The following is a 19,086-nucleotide window of genomic DNA, read 5'->3' as shown; positions in this document are numbered from 1 at the left end:
TAAACTTTTATTGTAAAACGCGTCAGCAATGGTGCTGATAATATTGGATGACAACTTGCATGAGCGATAAGCAAACTTCTGAAAATGCAGTGGATTATAAAGCCACGCTAAACCTACCAGGTACTGAATTTGCAATGAAAGCAAATCTCGCAGTACGTGAAGCAAAATGGTTAGAAGAGTGGTATGCCGACAACATTTATCAGCAGATTCGTGCTTCGCGTATTGGCAAGAAAAAATATATTCTGCATGACGGTCCTCCATATGCAAATGGTTCATTGCATTTAGGTCATGTCGTCAATAAAGTTTTAAAAGACATTATTGTTAAAAGTCGTACTTTAGATGATTTTGACGCACCTTATGTTCCAGGTTGGGACTGTCATGGTCTACCAATCGAACTCAAAGTCGAAGAAAAAATCGGTAAAGTTGGCGTAAAAGTTGACGCATCGACTTTCCGTAAAGCCTGCCGTGAATATGCATATACCCAAGTCGAATTACAGAAAAAAGACTTTGTTCGTATGGGCGTGTTTGGAGATTGGGATAATCCATATCTCACCATGAACTTCAAACAAGAAGCAGATATTGTTCGCGCGCTCGGTGAAATTGCCAAAGCAGGTCATATCGAACCTGGTCTAAAACCAGTGAACTGGTGTATGGATTGTGGATCATCACTTGCTGAAGCAGAAGTGGAATATGAAGATAAAAAATCTGATGCAATTGATGTGGGTTTCGGTGTTGTAGATCTTGCTGATTTGTCTGCAAAAGTTGGTGTCAGCGTTAACAATCCAACAGATATCGTGATTTGGACAACGACACCTTGGACATTACCTGCAAACCAAGCGGTTGCCTTACATGCGGATATTGCCTATCAATTGGTGGAAGTTCAGTCTGAGCGTGGTACACAAAACTTAATCTTAGCCAAAGATTTAGTTGAATCTGCATGTGAACGTTACAAACTTGAACAACCAAAAGTATTGGCTGACTTTGTTGGTGCGACGCTCGAAAACTTACAATTACAACATCCATTGATTGTAGATCGTCAAGTACCTGTGATTTTAGGTGAACATGTCATTGCAACCAGTGGTACAGGTGCTGTGCATACTGCACCTGGACATGGTGTGGACGATTATAAAGTTGGCTTAATCTATAACTTAAAAGTTGAAAACCCTGTAAGTGGTAATGGTGTATATTTACCGACTGCGCCTCTTTTTGCAGGCGAGCACATTTATAAAGCCAATCCAAAAATCATTGAAGCATTAACAGATGCTGGTAAACTCTGGGCGCATCTGCCGATTAAGCACAGTTACCCGCATTGCTGGCGTCATAAAACACCAATCATCTTCCGTGCAACCCCACAATGGTTTATCAGCATGGATGCGAATGGGTTACGCCAAGATGCTTTAAATGCAATTGAAAACGACATCGACTTTGTCCCTGATTGGGGTAAAAACCGTATCAAGTCAATGATTGAAGGTCGCCCAGACTGGTGTATCTCTCGTCAACGGACTTGGGGCGTGCCGATTCCATTCTTTGTACATAAAGATACCAATGAATTGCACCCCCGTACCGCAGAGCTCATTGAAGATGTGGCGAAGCTCATCGAAAAAGAAGGCATTGATGGTTGGTATAATCGTGAAGCCAAAGCATTTATCGGTGATGATGCTGAGCAGTACAATGCTGTTCGTGACACGCTCGATGTATGGTTTGACTCAGGTACAACGCACTATGCAGTATTGCGTGAACGTGCAGAACTGCAAGATCCTGCTGATTTATATCTTGAAGGTTCTGACCAACATCGTGGTTGGTTCCAGTCTTCATTGCTCACGTCGATTGCGATCCATAAACGTGCACCTTATAAAGCCCTGCTTACACATGGTTTTACCGTGGATGAAAAAGGTCGCAAATTATCGAAATCATTGGGTAACTTTATCCCACTTGAAGACATCATCAAGCAGTTAGGTGCTGATGGTTTACGTTTATATGTTGCATCAAGCGATTATCGTTATGAAATTGCCGCAAGTAACGAAATCTTTAGCCGTGTAAGTGACAGCTATCGTCGTATTCGTAATACTTTACGTTTCTTATTGGCAAACTTGAACGGCTTTAAACCATCAACAGATGCGTTACCTGTGGACCAATTGATTGCATTGGATCAATACATCCTACAACGAGCAGCAGACGTACAGAAAACCATTCAACAAGCTTATGAAGATATGAACTTCCATGTCGTCACCAATGCTTTGACCAGTTTCTGTATCAATGATTTGGGTGGTTTCTACTTAGACATCATCAAAGACCGCCAATACACAACTAAAGCTGATTCAACAGCACGTCATTCTGCTCAAACCGCGTTGTATCATTTGGTTCAAGCCTTTGTTCGTTGGATGAGCCCTATCTTGAGCTTTACAGCACAAGAAGCGTGGCCATTGATTCCAGAACAAACTGAAAAATATGTATTTACAGCGCATTGGTATGATATTCCAGTGGCATCAAGCACCAACTTGATCTCTGAAGCAGATTGGCAAACCTTAATTGAAGTCAAATCTGCGGTTAATAAACAGATTGAGACAGCGCGTAATGCTAAATTGGTCGGTAGTAACCTGTCTGCTAAAGTTGAACTTTGGGCAAATACAGACCTACAAAACGTCTTGAAGCAATTGGGCGATGAGCTTCGTTTTGTCTTGATCACCTCTCAAGCAATTGTTTATGACTACGCTGAGCAAGGTGAAGCAACAGAGCTTGAAGGCCTACGTGTTAAAGTTTCTGCTGCTGAAGGCGAAAAATGTGCACGTTGCTGGCATGTCCTTCCAGATGTGAATACACATCATGCACATCCAGGCCTTTGTTCTCGTTGTATTATTAACCTTCCTACAGGTCAAGGTGAAGAGAGAAAATATGCCTAATCCGCAAAATAAAAAGGGCTTATTGCAGTTTTATCCGCATAATTTGATGTGGCTTGGACTTTCTGTCCTTGCCATTATCATTGACCAATGGACAAAAAACATTGCAAGTGCAGAGCTGACTTATGCTCAACCTGTACCTGTACTGCCCTTCTTAAATTGGACATTACTGCATAATTACGGCGCAGCATTTAGCTTCTTGTCTGATGCGGGTGGTTGGCAGCATTATTTATTCACAGGTCTTGCAGGCGTTGTATCGATCATCTTTATTTTTTGGCTTATGCGTATGCCAAAAACCACGCTGATCTTACCTGCTGCAATCGCATTGATTCTTGGCGGTGCATTGGGGAATTTAATTGATCGGGTAACATTAGGTTATGTGGTCGATTTTATTCATTTGCATTACCAAGGCAGTAGTTTCCCTGCATTCAACATTGCCGATAGTGCGATCACTCTCGGTACGATTTTATTGTTAATTGATACCTTCTTTTTAGAAAAGCATCGTATTCAACGTGCGGAAGCGCAAAATGACTGAACAAATGATTAACCCCAATGACGAAACGCGTGTTGCGGATGGCTCAAAAGTAGAACTGCATTTTTCTGTTGCTATCGAAAGTGGTGTTGAAATTGATAACACACGTAGCCGTGAAGAGCCTGTAAGCTTAGTGATCGGGGATGGCAGTTTATTGCCAGGTTTTGAAAAAGCCTTATTTGGTCTTCGTGCAGGTGACCGTCGTACTGTTAGCCTTCCACCAGAAGATGCTTTCGGTCCGTGGAATTCTGAAAATGTGCAAAAATTCGATACAGTAAAATTTGAACAACGTCCTGTTGAAGGCCACATGATTGAGTTTGAAGACAAAGCCAAACAAAGTCTATTTGGCGTGGTTAAAACTGTCGGTGAAGACATCACTGAAGTGGATTTCAACCATCCACTCGCAGGTAAAAATATCACGTTTGAAGTAGAAATCTTCAAAGTTACCCCTGCGGGTCAACAAGGTGTGAAAATTATGTAAGCCTTTGCTTATATAATATTTAAAGCTCCTTCGGGAGCTTTTTTATTGATACAAATACCCACCTCAAAAAGGTCAAGACAAAGCAAAATCCACAGCAGCTTGCACATGGATCGACGTTGTATCGAACAGCGGAACAGAAAACTGAGTATCTCCAATGAGCATGCAAATTTCTGTACATCCCAAAATAATGCCTTCAGCACCCTCTAATATTAGCTGTTCAACAATATGGATGTATTTCTGACGAGATTCTTCCTTGATCACACCTAAACACAATTCATCATAAATAATATTGTGAACCAGCTGTCGATGCGCTTGGTTAGGCACCAGTACATTGATGCCTTGTTCTTCTAACCGATGCTTATAGAAGTCTTGTTCCATGGTAAATTGAGTACCTAACAAACCGACTTTGCCAATATTCTGATTTAAAACGTCTTTTGCTGTTGCATCAGCGATATGAATAAATGGAACTGAGACCGAGTTTTCAATAGCAGAAGCAACTTTATGCATGGTATTGGTACACAGTAAGATCCCTTCTGCCCCAGCTTTCTCCAACTGAATTGCCTTCTCTTTTAAATACAGTGCTGCATCGTCCCATAAGCCTTGACGCTGTAATATTTCTATCTCAGCGAAATCAACACTGATTAAAACAATTTTTGCAGAGTGTAATTTTCCTAATTTTTGTTGAATGCTTTTATTCAGCTGCTGATAGTACAAGTCTGTAGATTCCCAACTCATTCCACCTAATAAACCAATCGTTTTCACTTTTTTGCTCGCTTAGAATTTTCATCTTTTCTAGGGTCTTTTGATATTTCATCAATGGTTTGCGTTGTAGACTCAAATTGAGCAAGTCAGGCATATGATCAATATCAATCAAGTTACTTTTGTTTCAAGCCCATATATTTTCCAATACAATCGCTTAAAATATCCTGTGACTATCGTACGATATCGTCGTGATCAAGCCTTCATTGTTTCAATTTAAATCTCGTCTTACTCATCGTTGAAACAATCTACACGATATCGCATATTTGTATGATTATTCAGCTATACTTTGATCTCATTTCAGCTCTTTATGATTCGCATGCGCCTAGACTTCTTCGATTTGCAACTGTTTATCAATATCGTGGACACAGGAAGCCTCACCAAAGGCGCAGAACGCTCGTCGATTTCACTACAGGCAGCCAGTGAACGTATTAAAAAACTCGAACAACAATATGCCACAAGCCTTTTTACACGCCATGCCTCTGGGGTCAAACTCACAATTGCAGGTCAAACTTTTGCAGAACAGGCTTTACGTCTAATACAACAAAGTAAACAGCTTGAACAAGCGATGTCACCCTTCGCAAAAGGTCTAAGCACACAGATGACTTTGTGGTGTAATTCATCTGCACAAAGTGAATATCTGCCCTTATTACTTCCTCAGTATTTAGTTGAAAACCCACATATTCAGATTGATCTACAGGAAGCAGAAAGTAATGAAATTATTCAGACCCTTGAAAAAGGCAATGCAAAACTCGGCTTAATTTCGAGCTTTTTTAATGCACATCAATTACAGACTTTAACCTTTTCAGATGATCCGTTAGTGCTGATTTGTCCATCAAATCATGAATTAAGCCAGCGAACACAACTTAGACTGGTCGATACACTGAACTATGCCTTTGTGGGTTTAATGCAATATCACTCTTTACAGCAGTCGATTGAAAACCAAGCCAAATTGCTTAATTGTGCAATTCAGTATCGTTTAAGATTGCCAAATTTTGCTGCGATCGCTCAAGTGGTTGCAAGTGGTGTCGGCATTGCCATTATGCCCAAACGGGCAGCAATGCGACTCAATCAACTCTATGCATTTGATCAAATTGAACTAGTCGGTGAATGGGCAAAACGTCAACTACAATTGGCTGCTCAAAATTTTGATGAACTTCCAACAGCATATCAACACTTTGCCCAATTCTTAATTTCACAAAAATCGAAACTGATTTTAGTTTAAATAATCTGAATTCGATATAAAATTCTTGATGAAATATGATACTCGGAAACGTCATCCGCAACTGTCTGAGGCAGGACCTCATGCATAAAGTATTGTTTCTGCGATTCATTGAATACGTCGCTGGTGGTTGACGAGTTTTGCGGATGACAATGGTTTTGCCTACTTTTGTCGAAACAAAAGTAGGGCGAGCCGCAGGCTGATCCTGAAATTGAATGACAGTTCAGTAAGACTCCGTCAAGATCATTGTTTTTCAATATATTAAAGATATCTTTAAATCAAACTCACGTTAAATACTTAATTAAGCACCACGCTGATATTCATTTTTAAAACTAACTAAATCGCTATCATCTGCTTTGATTTTTTCAGTTTACCCAATATGGTCATAGCTTCACATTTGCGTAAAGCGCGATTACACGACCATTTAAGTCCACGAATTAGATCACGCCAAATTGATGCAATACTGAATATAAGCCAAAAATCACCAAGCCACAGAAGAAAACTTTACGAAATTTTTGCTCTGGAATACGATAACGAATTTTTGTTCCCACCCACATTCCTATTAATGCAGGTACTAAGGCAATAAGAGATAACTGATAATCAATTGGCGTATCTTCAACAGGGTTTTGATGTAAAAAAACAGCAAGACACAATGTTGAAACGGTAAAAGCTAAACCTAAAGATTGAACCAAATCATCACGCTTTAACTGCAAAGATTGTAAATAAGGGACCACAGGAATCACCACCACCCCCGTGGCAACAGTTAAAGCACCGCCTAAATATCCAATGATTGGGGAAAGCCATTTTTCATGCGGTGCAAGATTTGGCATACGTTTGGAAAATAAACCATAGAGTCCATACAATGCCAGCATTCCCCCCAGTAATGCTTCACTATGGAAACCACTACTAGAGTGGCCTAAGGTTGGGAAAATACTCCAAATTGAACCGATAATAATTCCCAACAATAAGGGATAAAAACGGCGAACCAACCGCCATACATGACCTTCAGCAAACAATTGCCAAAAGTTGGTCACCATAGATGGAATGATCAATAAAGTTGCGGCTTGGAATGGGCTAATCACAAGGCTTAAAAGTCCCATTGAAACGGCAGGTAAGCCGAGACCAATTGTGCCTTTAATCATGCCTGCAATTGCAAATACACCAATTACAAATCCCATCATGTCATTTTACCTCAATATTCTGAGGCAATGCTACGCCAAAGCTTTGTTTTGAAATATCACTGTTTTTAGGATAGAGCCTCAAGCAATGATTGAGGCTTGAGGTTGAGTGTTTTGGCTAAGCGTCTAAGAAAAGAATTTACGATCATTTTACGTTACTCAAGTAAGCAAGCTTCCTATAATTTTTTTACCTCATTTGGATCTATTCACAATGAATATGTCGCTTGCCAGTTCTACAAAAATATTCCCCACAGCACTGATCTTAGAAAATCAGGACATGCATGATTTCAACAAAGAAATTCAACAATATTTAGAAGATTATCCAGAGACCCAGTTTATTGATATCTGCTTACATGATCTCAATGGTCATCTTCGTGGTAAGCGTATTGAAGTAAATGCCCTCCACCAATTACAGAAAGGTTGTTATTTTCCATTGTCTATTTATGCGATGAGCTTGGATGGGCAAGTGGTTGAAGAAAGTGGGCTGGGGAAATATATTGGTGAACCCGATCGCTTATGTATGCCCATCTTGAGCAGTCTAAAGCCTTGTGCAGATCAACCCAATCAGCATGCCCAGCTGCTATTAACCATGAAATCCGATGATGGTTCAGATTGTGTGATTGAGCCTCGCAATATATTAAAAAGAATTTTATCGACACTGCATCAGATGCACTATTTTCCAATGATGGCTGGTGAAATCGAATTTTATTTGTCTGAAAATATCCAAGATGCCCCGTTTTCTCCCCAATCTGATCCGCTTTCTACCCAATGTTTCGATGTCGATACTCCGCATAATTTTCAAACTGTCATTCAACAAATTGAATTAGAAGCAAAACGACAAGATATTGATTTAACAGGTGTTGTAGCTGAAAGTGCTTCTGGACAATTTGAATTGAATATTCAGCACAGTGACAACATTTTAAAACTGTGTGATGACATCATGAGTATTAAACGAATGATTCGTCAAATTGCGATGCAACATGGTTTAAAAGCCAGTTTTATGGCGAAACCAAATATGGCGAAAGCAGGCAGCGGCATGCACTTTCATATGAGCATACGCAACCAATGGCAAGACAATCTTTTTAAAATAGATCAGTTGAAAAATCCAAACCCCATCATGCACAAAGTGATTGCAGGTTTACTTGACTTAATGCCCGCATCCATGGCTATTTTAGCACCCAATATTAACGCATTCCGCAGATTTCAACTTGGCAATCATGTTCCACTAGAAGCCAATTGGGGCTTCAATAATCGCAATGTTGCGATTCGCATCCCCTGTTCAGATCAGGACAATCAACGCTTGGAATATCGTGTTGCGGGTGCAGACGTCAACCCTTATTTGTGTGTTGCAACGATTCTGACGGGGGTACTGCATGGCTTACATACAGCACTGGATTTACCTCAATCAATCCAACAAGTAAAAGTGATTAACTCACAGCATTTCTTACCCTCTCATCAGCTTGAAGCACTGCAATTATTTGAAAAACATGCAGTCTTTAAACAATATTTTGGTTCAGATTTCATCCAATTATGGTGTGCATGTAAAAAATTTGAATATGAATCTGTCATCAATAAAATCACAAATGCAGAATTGGAATGGGGCATATAAAGGGCTGATTCAAGAATGAAAATGCCTAAATCAAAAAATAGTCAACTTGTCAAAAACGCATACACAAGAATATAATTCCTCTTAATTAATATCTTTAATTAAATCAATTACATGGTGGAATAAATTGTTTGATTATAAAAACGTTCATTGCCACATTTTGCTTTGAAAGTTTGAATAAGTTTGTGTAGGCGATGCCTAACTTTTCAGAGATGAAAAGTAACAAAAATCTTCTGTTGGATGAGAGGTACGTCCTGTACCTCCATCCAACGGCGACATCCATGTCGCCCCACGATAGGATAACCATCTATGATTCAAAAGTACAAAAAACAAATTGATAACCAATAGTTTCTAAGAGTTGATACAAGAACATAAGTTCATTTATGATCAATGACTTGATGCAAATCATTTATATGAATAATTAGGTGGTTTGGCTATAGTATGATGATCATAAATTGACAGTAATCAATAAAAAATCCCTTTTATATAAAAGGGATTTTAACCAGCTTAGACTGAATTATGTTAATGCTGGTTATGATTTAAACATTGAAATAAATAACAATTTAAAAATTATTTACATACGACTTTAAAAAATGCCAGATTAATTTCATCATCATCGATATTACTTGGATCTGATTCTTGTGGATCGCTATTGATCAATTGACCATTTTTTTTATAATCTTCAACCAAGGTGATATTTGTCGTACGATCAGCACATTGGTCTAAATTATGAGAAAGTGTATAGTCACCTTTTTTCATATCCAGTTCTTCACTGTCTGCATCAGCAACAAACTTAGCCCAATAATTAACCGTTTTGTCTTTTTTCACAATACGATCGGTATCTAGATAAAAACTGCCATCCTCATCTTTGACAATAAATTTCCAATTTTCTGCAAGTGCGTACTGACTCAACATTGTTGTGATGCAGATTAGAATAATTTTTTTCATACCGTTCTCTAAAATAAATATTTTTATGGGCAAAATTGAAATCACATCACCGTTATGGACGGATTTCTTTTAATTCTCTTTGGATAAAATGCTGGATCATTTCCCGATAGAGCATTTCCACCAAATCAGGGTTGGTGCCAACATCTATGGCTTTCTGACGTACTTTATTAATCACTTGTTGTACACGCTCTGGAGACTGTACGTCGTCTACATTACGTTTAAATCGGACAGCTTGATCAACATAAAATTGGCGGGTTGCAATCAGCTCAATCAGTTCCTGATCCAACTGATCGATTCGATCACGTACTTGTTCTAATGATTCACATTTCTCTTTTTTAATCATCTGTTTTTTCTGCATCCTGTGCTTCTATATGATGTTGAGCGCGTTCCAACTCATTCTCGGCTTTATACTTCTGTTCTAACACATTACTAAAAATACTTTCAATCATCCAAACCCGATATAGGCTATTAAAAACGTAACGCTTTCCTTCAATACGCAATTCTAAAACAGGAAAATCAGGCTGATGTTTCTCTGCACATTGCTGATCATTGGCTGTTAATAAAGCTTCAACATCAGTATCGGTTAGATTTTCAATCCCTAAATCATGTTGCATTTGCTGTAAATGCGGCTTGAATGATAAATCACGCCCTTTGGTCCAAACCGCTTGTAAAATGTCATACATCACATCTACACGTTGCTCTTCTGGTACGCTGTAATAAAGCTTTGCCATATTTAAGGTGCTTTCAGCAGTCGGACGACAGAACGGGGTAAATTTCACTTCTGAACGCTTGGAAAGACGGGTCGCCAAACTCCAATCAAAAAAGTCCCGACCGTGATAGCTCAGCGGAAATAAGTTCAACTGAATATTATAATAATTTGCGAGTTCTTCTTTGATATATGCCAATAATAACCAACTGATCGGGTCTTCTAAGGCAATATATAAATCAAGTTCAGGATGCATCGCCTGAATTTCAGCAAGCTCTTCTGCATCACTCATCAAATGCTCACGCCATTCAATATGATTGATCAGAAAAATAGGGTTATCAATCAATAATTTCTGTTGTTTTAAACGACGAGTTAACCGTAATAAATCATCCACTGCATGATATTTACGTCCACCAAATTCAAAATAGCTTTCTAAAATTGGGTTTTGACCAAACACGCGTTCTGGAAAATTCTGTGGTTTTTGATGCTGACTTGCCATCACGAATAAAGTACGCAATTTGCCATACTGCTGCTGCCACAGCATATGAAATACATCTTCGAGTAAATAAAGAAAATTTTGACCGGTCAGCGGTGTATTTCTAAGAATTGTTTCCGCTTGTTGTAATGCTTCTTGAGTCGGTTGTTCTGGTTTTTCATCATCATAACTAAAGCGATGTTGATTGGCTAAGATTTTGGCGTCTTCTAAACTATAATTACGCCATTCCTCTATGGTCATGCCATTGGGGGGTTCTGCTGCGGTATTGGAAATAATCACTTTAAGTGGCTTTAAATCATCACTTAAAAGATCTTCCAATTGGGTCAGTTGCTGTACAGCAAGATAACTATAAACATCATCTAAACGCAGATAAATACTCAGTCCCTGTTCCGTAGATAACACCTCTTGACGAATCGGCTTTTGGTAAAACCAACTCGATCGGATTGGATCAAACCAACGGCGTAACAGTGACATGCGTAGAGCCTCGAAATAAGCACTGAAAAATAAAAGAAAATCTGATTGAAACTCGCTCAAGCATACCATTCATTCACGGGTGATGCTGAGAAAATTAATTCTAACCAGTCATAACAAAACTTATAACAATTTGAATCTGAATGATCAATATCCCAAAACTCGATAAAATTTAAATCGTTAGGTCAATGCAATAAAAAGCACCCAATTCATGAGTGCTTTTGTTTTGTTTGGGAATTTTATTTTAACGCTTAGATTTCACGCACCGCACCTTTCGACGCACTGGTGGTATGCATAGCATAAGCTTTTAATGCTTTTGAAACCTTACGTGGACGTTCTTCAGCTGGCTGCCAACCTTTTTCGTCTTGAACTTTACGGCGTGCAGCTAAGGTTGCATCATCAACAGCGAGATGAATTGTACGATTTGGAATATCGATTTCAATCAAATCACCATCTTCAACCAATCCAATAACACCGCCCTCAGCAGCTTCTGGCGATACGTGACCAATGGAAAGACCTGAAGAACCACCAGAGAAACGACCATCTGTAAGTAAAGCACATTCTTTACCTAAACCTTTCGATTTTAGATAGCTGGTTGGGTAAAGCATCTCTTGCATACCCGGACCACCACGTGGACCTTCATAACGGATGACAACCACATCACCAGCTTTGATTTCATGACCAAGAATTGAATCTACAGCAGCGTCTTGGCTTTCAAAGACACGAGCCGTACCATTAAATTTCAGGATTGAATCATCTACACCCGCAGTTTTTACAATACAACCATCTACAGCGATGTTTCCGTACAGTACAGCCAAGCCACCGTCTTTAGAGAATGCATGTTCAGCATTACGGATCACACCTTTTTCACGGTTACCATCTAAAGTTTGATAATAACGGTTTTGTGAAAATGCTGTTTGAGTCGGAACACCACCTGGTGCTGAACGGAAGAACTCGTAAACCTCTGGATCTTCGGTACGAATAATATCCCATTTATCTAAGGCATCTTTCAACGTATTTTCGTGTACGGTATAGACTGATGTATCCAATAGGCCTGCACGATCCAATTCACCTAGAATTGACATGATACCGCCTGCACGATGGACATCTTCCATATGGACATCTTGTTTTGCAGGCGCAACTTTACACAACACAGGCACTTTACGCGATAAACGATCAATATCGTCCATGGTAAAATCAACACCTGCTTCATGTGCCGCGGCCAATAAATGCAATACGGTATTGGTTGAACCACCCATTGCAATATCTAGCGTCATCGCATTTTCATAAGATGCTTTGGTCGCAATTGAACGCGGTAATATGGTGTAGTCATCTTGCTCATAATGGCGTTTTGCCAACTTAACAATCAATTGACCGGCTTTTTCAAATAATTTTTGACGATTTGCATGGGTTGCTAAAGTTGAACCATTACCCGGTAAAGATAAACCAAGGGCTTCTGTCAAACAGTTCATTGAGTTGGCTGTAAACATACCTGAACATGAACCACAAGTTGGGCAAGCTGAACGCTCATATTGTTTTACTTCTTCATCGGTAAAACTATCATCAGCAGCAACCACCATCGCATCAACGAGATCAATCGCATGTTCTGTACCACGGATTTTAACTTTACCTGCTTCCATTGGACCGCCAGACACAAATACCACTGGAATGTTCAGACGCATTGCCGCCATTAACATCCCTGGTGTGATTTTGTCGCAGTTAGAAATACACACCATGGCATCTGCGCAATGCGCATTGACCATATATTCAACAGAATCTGCAATCAAATCACGCGAAGGCAATGAATACAGCATGCCGTCATGCCCCATTGCAATACCATCATCGACCGCAATCGTATTGAATTCTTTTGCCACGCCACCCGCTGCTTGAATTTGTTCAGCAACCAGCTGACCTAAGTCTTTCAGATGTACATGACCAGGTACAAATTGAGTAAATGAGTTGACTACCGCAATAATCGGTTTACCAAAATCTTCATCTTTCATTCCTGTTGCACGCCATAAGCCACGTGCGCCAGCCATATTTCTTCCATGTGTCGATGTTTTTGAACGATAGTCAGGCATTTGTATTTCCAACATTGTTTGAGCTTGAAATGAATATCAATTCACTCTGGCTAAATAAAACTGATGATATAGCAATAAATCAGTCGAAATATGAACACATCATACTATAACTTAGCATATAACCAATGATCTTGAGCATGATCTTTTTTTAAACAAGACGTGTCTATTGATATTCCAACAAGCTTTATAGATAAATAAAACATTAGAATTTAATATAACGCTATCGTGTTGGATAAAACACAAAACTTCTATGAATAATTTTTTATTTTTTAATAAAAAATATTTATCACTTAATAAAATTCACTAAATTTTATTTTATAAAAGGCCTCAAAAAAAGCCCGTTCATTCATTTTTGCACAGATTATTTCTGTTTAATCAAATATAAGCCAGTACATTGTTTGCCTTCACGGTCTGTACAAAGCTCCGCTGTTTTGGCAGATATCCATTTTAAACTTAACCGGATATCAGCATTGCTATAATCCACAGGCTCGCCACCACAACCGGCTTTTTTGTTGTCTAGCTTAACTTTCATGGCTAAAACATCTAAAGTCTGAGCATTCTCATTTCTTAATATTGCAAAATCACCTGTCATCCGTTTTTGCTTTGTGGTGTAAGTAAATTGGTCTGGTTGAGTAAATTGATAGCTTTCGGTACATTGGGCCTCCGCATTGTACACAGTCCAAGTTCCCCAAAAATCATTGGCCAAATTCACCTGATTTTTATCAAAGGCCTGTGTTTGCACAGCAAACCCGAAACCAAGCAACACTAATACTATCTTCTTCATCATTTTTATACTCAATACATTCAAATTAGATTTTAGAGCCAAGTTAAGTGAATAGTTTAATTCTTTTTAAAGCATTGCATTAAAAAGTTTGGTTAAAGGCTTTCTTTAAAAAGTGTGTTGCTGATGTTTCTGCTGGGTTAACTTGGCAATCAATATTATTTGGTGATGTATGATTTATTCAAAATAAACCAGAACAGTAAATAATTTAAAACGCCCGATGAATTTCATCGGGCGTTGGTATGCAATAAGGCTCAATCTATTTGAAGAACAAACACCTTCTTTTAAACTGAATGTATTTGATTATGCATTCAGTTTTACCAAGTGATGTTTACTCGGCGGTTAGGTGCTAAACACTCAACCAATTGAATTTTTTTGTTCATTCCATTGCATTTCTGATACACATCCGTTTTATTTTCTGCTGAAAATTGAATTTGATCCGCAGGAATTCCTTGTTGTTTCAACAAATTTACAACGGTATTGGCTCTCGCTGCTGATAAACGTTGGTTATACGGAAATGAACCTAAACGGTCGGTATAACCTGCAACAAAAATCTTGCTATTCCCATCAGTTTGTTTAATTTGATCGGCAATTTTGCTAATCACTTCAGGATTTTTTACCCCACTTTTATCTGAATGATCAAAATAGAATAAAACACTGGCTGATTGGCCTGTAGAGGATAGAGCCGTTTGTTCTGTCGCGGATTGGTTATTGATGCCCCAAGCCATCAGACCTTGGCATTGTTCACCTTTCCAATATAAGTTTTCTGAACGGTAGTGCTTATCAAAGTCTATGCGTAACTGGCAACGTTTATATTGATTTGAACTCGGCTCTCGAACATCCAATACGTAGTTCCAAGTTTTAACAGCAAAGAGGCCTTCAGAAAATTGCGGATTCCCCAAAACATGGCGAATCTGATCTTTGCTTAAACCTTTATCTAAACGTGCCACGTCATCATATTCATAACGATTCACTTGCTTTAAATAACTGTCTTTCACTTCAGGAAAATGAATTTCTTGGGTATTTGATGTTTCAACTTCAGCGGCATGACTCAATGACATCACAAGACCACTGAATACACTGAACATAATTTTTTTGTTAAATGCTTTCATTTTTTCTCTCTTAAAAATTTGCGAAGAAAAAGGAAGACCGTTCGATCTTCCTTGTCTCGTGATTTAGTCAATTACACCACTGATACCGATACGAACACTTGGATCGCCTTGAGATGCTGCTGCAACACCACCTGTAATCGACCAACGTCCATTGTCTGCAGTTTTACGTAAGGTCACACCTACCGCATTCTCACCACCATGGTATGCCGCACCTGCTGCATAAGTATATTTACCAGGAATATATGGTGCTGATTCAAGTGCCATTGCTGCTGCAATACCCGCATTGGCTTTTTTCTCTACATCATCAATTCGGTTATTGGTAATACGGAAAGCGTTGTCTAACTTGTTGCTGACATTGTCAATTTTGCTATTCAATGCTTGATCCGCTTGGTTCAATGCATCGATTGCACCACCGACATTGTTATACTTAGAATCACCTACATTGTAAGTTGGTGCAGTGAAGCTACCCGTAATGTTGTCATAGCCAGCACCACCGCCAAGATAATTCACAACTGCTTGGTTGGTCGTGTTCAATTGGCTGCCGTTGACTGCATCTTTTGATGTTGCATTGACTGCGCCATCTTTAACACCTGTCACAACGCGGTTGCCATCTGTACCCGCCACGCTCACACTTGTACCACCAGTATCTTTCGCAACTGTAACTGTTGCGTCTTTACCTGCTTGTTGAACTAAGCCGACAGTACCATTGTTAATATCATTTTTGATGTTACTGATATCCGTTGAGTTTTGATCAACTTGTTGCTGAACATTCCATAATTGACCACCATTTACAGCATCTTTAGAACCTTGACTAACTGCACCATCTTTTACATTGGAAATGGTTGTACCATTTGCACCACCACCAAGTGTTATCTTATCTTTTGATGCGTCGTCATATTTAACAGCATTATTGGCAAGCTCATTGACATTGTTATTCACAGTGCCAATTGCGCTATCTAACTGCCCTTTATTGACTGCATCTGTAGCATTAACAGCATTTGCCACATTGGTAATTGTTTTATTACCCGCGTTAATACCTGCCACCGTTACACTTGGCCCACCTGCAATAGTTAATCCTGTGTTGTTTATCACAACCGCATTATTACCAATTGAGATTCCAGCATTATTGAGAACCGTATCACCTGCTTTCACAGAATCAACTGTTAAATCTTTAGCTGTTGATACTTCATAATTGTCTGAACCATCAGCATTTTTGCTCTTATTCACAACAATATTCTGACCATTAGAAACAGTCGTTTTAGATGTTGTTGCTGCAGAGCCAATGGCTTTATCCAATGCTGTTAAAGCATCTCCAACATTCGACTGATTACCTTGTGCAACATTATAGCTTGGTCCTGTAATGGTGCCGTCAGCATTGACCTTCGCATTACCGCCCAAACCATTTACAAGTGCGTTTTGAGTGGTAACAACTTGGTTACCAACTGCTTTTAACTGCGCTACGTTTACAGCATCAGCATCTGCGCTACCCGCTGCAACACCAGTAATTTGACGATAAATACCGCTTGCCGCATCACCAACTGCTACTGCACCAGTTGTTGATGTTGTATTGCTAATTGCTGTTTTGTCTGCACTTGTTGCAGCTGACAGCGCATAACCCGCAACACCAGCACCAGTCGTCGCCGCTGAGCCATTGCCTAACACAACTGAACCAGCAACTGTTTTGGTCACATTGTTTCCAAGTACAAACGTATCATCTGTAAGCACTTGGTTATTATTACCTACAGAATAACTGTTTGCACCATCAACAATGGTCGGGTCACCAATCGCACCAGAATGGTTGCCTTTCACTTTATTGCCCGTACCAATACTGATTGATTGTGTACCTAATGCCTCAGCACCCTGACCAATTGCAATGGATTGTTTGCCCTCAGCTTTTGTATTGTGACCTAATGCAACAGCACTATCTGCACCTGTTGCCACAATTGCATTTACACCAATCGCTGTAGAGTTTAAACCACCCGCACTTGAGTCATTGGTTGTTCCTAAATCACCTTTCGACATATCGGCATTGGTATGGAAGAACTTAATACCATCGGTATTCATCTTCTGTACTGTTTGACCAATCGTCAAACGATCTGTGGTTTCTTGACCTTGCTTATCGTAGGTTAAGAACAATGAATCTTGGTTCTTATTGTCAGGTTTTGTATTTACAACTTGGTCAATAATATTCACTTTATTGCCATTACCATCTACAACTTCAGTGATGTTTTTCGTGACAGCTTGCTTCAATTGCTCTTCAGTCGCTGCTCTACCTTTCGTCGCAAAATCACTCGCTGTAAGATCTTTATTACTCAATCCTTCAATTGTGTCACTTGCCTTATTAACAACAACATTACCTACAGTCACTTTATCGAAGTTTACGTCTTTCGCTGTTGCAACTTGATAGTTACTTGAACCATCTGCATTGGTACCAGCAGTCACAACAACGTTGTCTCCAGCCGTAACTGTGGTCCTCGCTTTGGTTGCTGAATCTTTAATGCTGTTGATTGCACCATCAATTGTGTTTGAACCCGTGCCGCCAATGTTGCTTGTCGTAATGATACCAGTCGTTGCATCTCTCGTGGTCAAACCGCCAATTGCATTTTTCAGACTATTACCAACATCGTACAATTGACTACCGTTGATCGCATCAGTTGATGTTGCGTTAATGGCACCTGCTTTAACGTTGGTGATCGTGGTTCCACCTGTACCTGCAAGGGTTACGTTGTCATAGTTTGCACTACCATCAGCATTCTTGTCGTACTTCACTGCAAACTTATCAGTCTCACCTTGCGATGCATTGAGAGTATTGATCGCTTTGTTAATGCTAGTTTCTGTGTTGCCACTACCATCTTTAACTGTCAATGCTGTGTTATCTACACCTGCAATCGTATTGCCTGAACCATCTTTAACTGAGAGTCCATCTTTACCGATCACGGTAGAACCATTTGTACCATTGGTTCCATCGTTTACTGTAATGCCAGTTAAGTTGTTGAGGTTTTTATTTAACTCAATCGCAACTTGACCATTTGTAACCTTCGTAGTGATGTTGCTATCTGCACCAACAACCTCAACCGCTTCGCCTAGGTTCTTCTGTACTTTAGCGCCATCTGCTGCTTGTAATGCAAAGCCTTTACTCGTCGCTGCATTAGTTGCATCAACAACTGCATTGTTCAAATCACCAGCGTTAACACCTTTGCTCGCATTCGCCTCTTTAGTGTAGTCACCCGCACTCGCAACGTTGTTTAAGCTTGTACCACCTGTTGTAGTGATCTTGCCTGTCGTTGCATCTTTCGTACTACTTGAAGCACTGCCTGCTAATGTGATGTTGTTATAGTTTGCACTACCATCAGCATTCTTGTCGTACTTCACTGCAAACTTGTCAGTCTCACCTTGCGATGCATTCAGAGTATTGATCGCTTTGTTGATGCTAGTTTCTGTGTTGCCACTACCATCTTTAACAGTCAATGCTGTGTTATCTACACCTGCAATGGTATTGCCTGAACCATCTTTAACCGAAATACCATCTTTACCGATCACTGTAGAACCATTTGTACCATTGATTCCATCGTTCACTGTAACGCTGGTTAAGTTCAAGTCTTTGCTTAAAGCAAATGCGACATTATTACCTGTCTTGGTTGCTGTAAGGTTAGTATCTGCTGGCGTTGCTACACCAATATCAACCGTGTCACCCGCTTTAATCGCACCACTGTTCTGACCGTTGGTTTGTAAGTTAAAGCCACCTTTTAAAGTCGTGATGTCAGATGTATTGGTCGCAATATTTGATGTATTCGTTGCGATATTTGACGTATTGGT

Annotated in this window: 14 protein-coding genes; 5 read left to right on the top strand and 9 right to left on the bottom strand. The window is 39.6% G+C overall.

What is annotated here, in order from left to right; genetic code table 11:
* Nucleotides 1-59 precede the first annotated feature (59 nt).
* The 3 genes from ileS to AC07WY_RS20715 are packed head-to-tail and all read left to right on the top strand — an operon-like array spanning nucleotide 60 to nucleotide 3,910.
* On the top strand, nucleotides 60-2,900 hold the full coding sequence (gene ileS, locus AC07WY_RS20725; protein ID WP_096732450.1) for an isoleucine--tRNA ligase: 2,841 nt from the start codon (nucleotides 60-62) through the stop codon (nucleotides 2,898-2,900).
* A complete protein-coding gene (gene lspA, locus AC07WY_RS20720) occupies nucleotides 2,893-3,432 on the top strand; it encodes a signal peptidase II (RefSeq protein ID WP_004718873.1) in 540 nt (179 codons plus the stop codon). The genes ileS and lspA overlap by 8 nt, the downstream gene beginning before the upstream one ends.
* Nucleotides 3,425-3,910, top strand: coding sequence for an FKBP-type peptidyl-prolyl cis-trans isomerase (locus AC07WY_RS20715; RefSeq protein WP_004818226.1), 486 nt, complete (start codon nucleotides 3,425-3,427; stop codon nucleotides 3,908-3,910). Before lspA ends, AC07WY_RS20715 begins: the two co-directional genes overlap by 8 nt.
* A 72-nt stretch (nucleotides 3,911-3,982) precedes the next feature.
* Here AC07WY_RS20715 and AC07WY_RS20710 read toward each other — a convergent pair whose 3' ends face one another.
* Entirely contained in the window at nucleotides 3,983-4,672 is a 690-nt protein-coding gene (locus tag AC07WY_RS20710; RefSeq protein WP_262084759.1) for an aspartate/glutamate racemase family protein, read from the bottom strand.
* A gap of 316 nt (nucleotides 4,673-4,988) precedes the next feature.
* On the opposite strand from AC07WY_RS20710, the gene AC07WY_RS20705 reads away from it, so the two are divergent.
* The gene (locus AC07WY_RS20705) at nucleotides 4,989-5,894 is read left to right on the top strand and encodes a LysR family transcriptional regulator (protein ID WP_262084758.1); all 906 of its coding nucleotides are present in this window, start codon (nucleotides 4,989-4,991) and stop codon (nucleotides 5,892-5,894) included.
* A 434-nt stretch (nucleotides 5,895-6,328) separates the two neighbouring features.
* On the opposite strand, the gene AC07WY_RS20700 is transcribed toward AC07WY_RS20705, so the two are convergent.
* Nucleotides 6,329-7,072 carry a sulfite exporter TauE/SafE family protein gene (locus AC07WY_RS20700; RefSeq protein ID WP_234623450.1) on the bottom strand — a complete coding sequence of 248 codons (744 nt, stop codon included), beginning with the start codon at nucleotides 7,070-7,072 and terminating at the stop codon, nucleotides 6,329-6,331.
* Between the two features lie 208 nt (nucleotides 7,073-7,280).
* Here AC07WY_RS20700 and AC07WY_RS20695 point away from each other — a divergent pair, with 208 nt between their 5' ends.
* Entirely contained in the window at nucleotides 7,281-8,678 is a 1,398-nt protein-coding gene (locus tag AC07WY_RS20695; protein ID WP_494737029.1) for a glutamine synthetase family protein, read from the top strand.
* Nucleotides 8,679-9,245: 567 nt separating this feature from the next.
* On the opposite strand, the gene AC07WY_RS20690 is transcribed toward AC07WY_RS20695, so the two are convergent.
* The 7 genes from AC07WY_RS20690 to AC07WY_RS20660 all read right to left on the bottom strand — a co-directional run.
* The gene (locus AC07WY_RS20690) at nucleotides 9,246-9,623 is read right to left on the bottom strand and encodes a surface-adhesin E family protein (protein ID WP_262084756.1); all 378 of its coding nucleotides are present in this window, start codon (nucleotides 9,621-9,623) and stop codon (nucleotides 9,246-9,248) included.
* A gap of 52 nt (nucleotides 9,624-9,675) precedes the next feature.
* Nucleotides 9,676-9,966 carry a chorismate mutase gene (locus AC07WY_RS20685; protein WP_016539541.1) on the bottom strand — a complete coding sequence of 97 codons (291 nt, stop codon included), beginning with the start codon at nucleotides 9,964-9,966 and terminating at the stop codon, nucleotides 9,676-9,678.
* Nucleotides 9,959-11,299: a hypothetical protein gene (locus tag AC07WY_RS20680; protein WP_096732441.1), complete on the bottom strand. Its 1,341-nt coding sequence runs from the start codon at nucleotides 11,297-11,299 to the stop codon at nucleotides 9,959-9,961. The genes AC07WY_RS20685 and AC07WY_RS20680 overlap by 8 nt, the downstream gene beginning before the upstream one ends.
* Before the next feature lie 248 nt (nucleotides 11,300-11,547).
* Nucleotides 11,548-13,377: a dihydroxy-acid dehydratase gene (ilvD, locus tag AC07WY_RS20675; RefSeq protein WP_004718884.1), complete on the bottom strand. Its 1,830-nt coding sequence runs from the start codon at nucleotides 13,375-13,377 to the stop codon at nucleotides 11,548-11,550.
* Nucleotides 13,378-13,738: 361 nt separating this feature from the next.
* A complete protein-coding gene (locus tag AC07WY_RS20670) occupies nucleotides 13,739-14,164 on the bottom strand; it encodes a hypothetical protein (RefSeq protein ID WP_262084755.1) in 426 nt (141 codons plus the stop codon).
* Nucleotides 14,165-14,475: 311 nt separating this feature from the next.
* Nucleotides 14,476-15,270, bottom strand: coding sequence for a trimeric autotransporter adhesin/peptidogylcan-associated protein TpgA (tpgA, locus tag AC07WY_RS20665; RefSeq protein ID WP_105713947.1), 795 nt, complete (start codon nucleotides 15,268-15,270; stop codon nucleotides 14,476-14,478).
* 63 nt (nucleotides 15,271-15,333) lie between these two features.
* A partial coding sequence (locus AC07WY_RS20660) for a YadA-like family protein (RefSeq protein ID WP_494737028.1) occupies nucleotides 15,334-19,086 on the bottom strand: 3,753 nt, incomplete at its 5' end.

This window comes from Acinetobacter sp. GW821-FHT01C12, assembly GCF_059422625.1.
The sequence above is the reverse complement of the archived record's forward strand: the minus strand, read 5'-3'. Positions and strand labels throughout refer to the sequence as shown.

Excerpts from the sequence above, each read along its gene's own strand:
- ileS (WP_096732450.1), top strand. The coding sequence starts at position 60 with ATGAGCGATAAGCAAACTTCTGAAAATGCAGTGGATTATAAAGCCACG.
- lspA (WP_004718873.1), top strand. The coding sequence starts at position 2,893 with ATGCCTAATCCGCAAAATAAAAAGGGCTTATTGCAGTTTTATCCGCAT.
- AC07WY_RS20715 (WP_004818226.1), top strand. The coding sequence starts at position 3,425 with ATGACTGAACAAATGATTAACCCCAATGACGAAACGCGTGTTGCGGAT.
- AC07WY_RS20705 (WP_262084758.1), top strand. The coding sequence starts at position 4,989 with ATGCGCCTAGACTTCTTCGATTTGCAACTGTTTATCAATATCGTGGAC.
- AC07WY_RS20700 (WP_234623450.1), bottom strand. The coding sequence starts at position 7,072 with ATGATGGGATTTGTAATTGGTGTATTTGCAATTGCAGGCATGATTAAA.
- AC07WY_RS20695 (WP_494737029.1), top strand. The coding sequence starts at position 7,281 with ATGAATATGTCGCTTGCCAGTTCTACAAAAATATTCCCCACAGCACTG.
- AC07WY_RS20690 (WP_262084756.1), bottom strand. The coding sequence starts at position 9,623 with ATGAAAAAAATTATTCTAATCTGCATCACAACAATGTTGAGTCAGTAC.
- AC07WY_RS20685 (WP_016539541.1), bottom strand. The coding sequence starts at position 9,966 with ATGATTAAAAAAGAGAAATGTGAATCATTAGAACAAGTACGTGATCGA.
- AC07WY_RS20680 (WP_096732441.1), bottom strand. The coding sequence starts at position 11,299 with ATGTCACTGTTACGCCGTTGGTTTGATCCAATCCGATCGAGTTGGTTT.
- ilvD (WP_004718884.1), bottom strand. The coding sequence starts at position 13,377 with ATGCCTGACTATCGTTCAAAAACATCGACACATGGAAGAAATATGGCT.
- AC07WY_RS20670 (WP_262084755.1), bottom strand. The coding sequence starts at position 14,164 with ATGATGAAGAAGATAGTATTAGTGTTGCTTGGTTTCGGGTTTGCTGTG.
- tpgA (WP_105713947.1), bottom strand. The coding sequence starts at position 15,270 with ATGAAAGCATTTAACAAAAAAATTATGTTCAGTGTATTCAGTGGTCTT.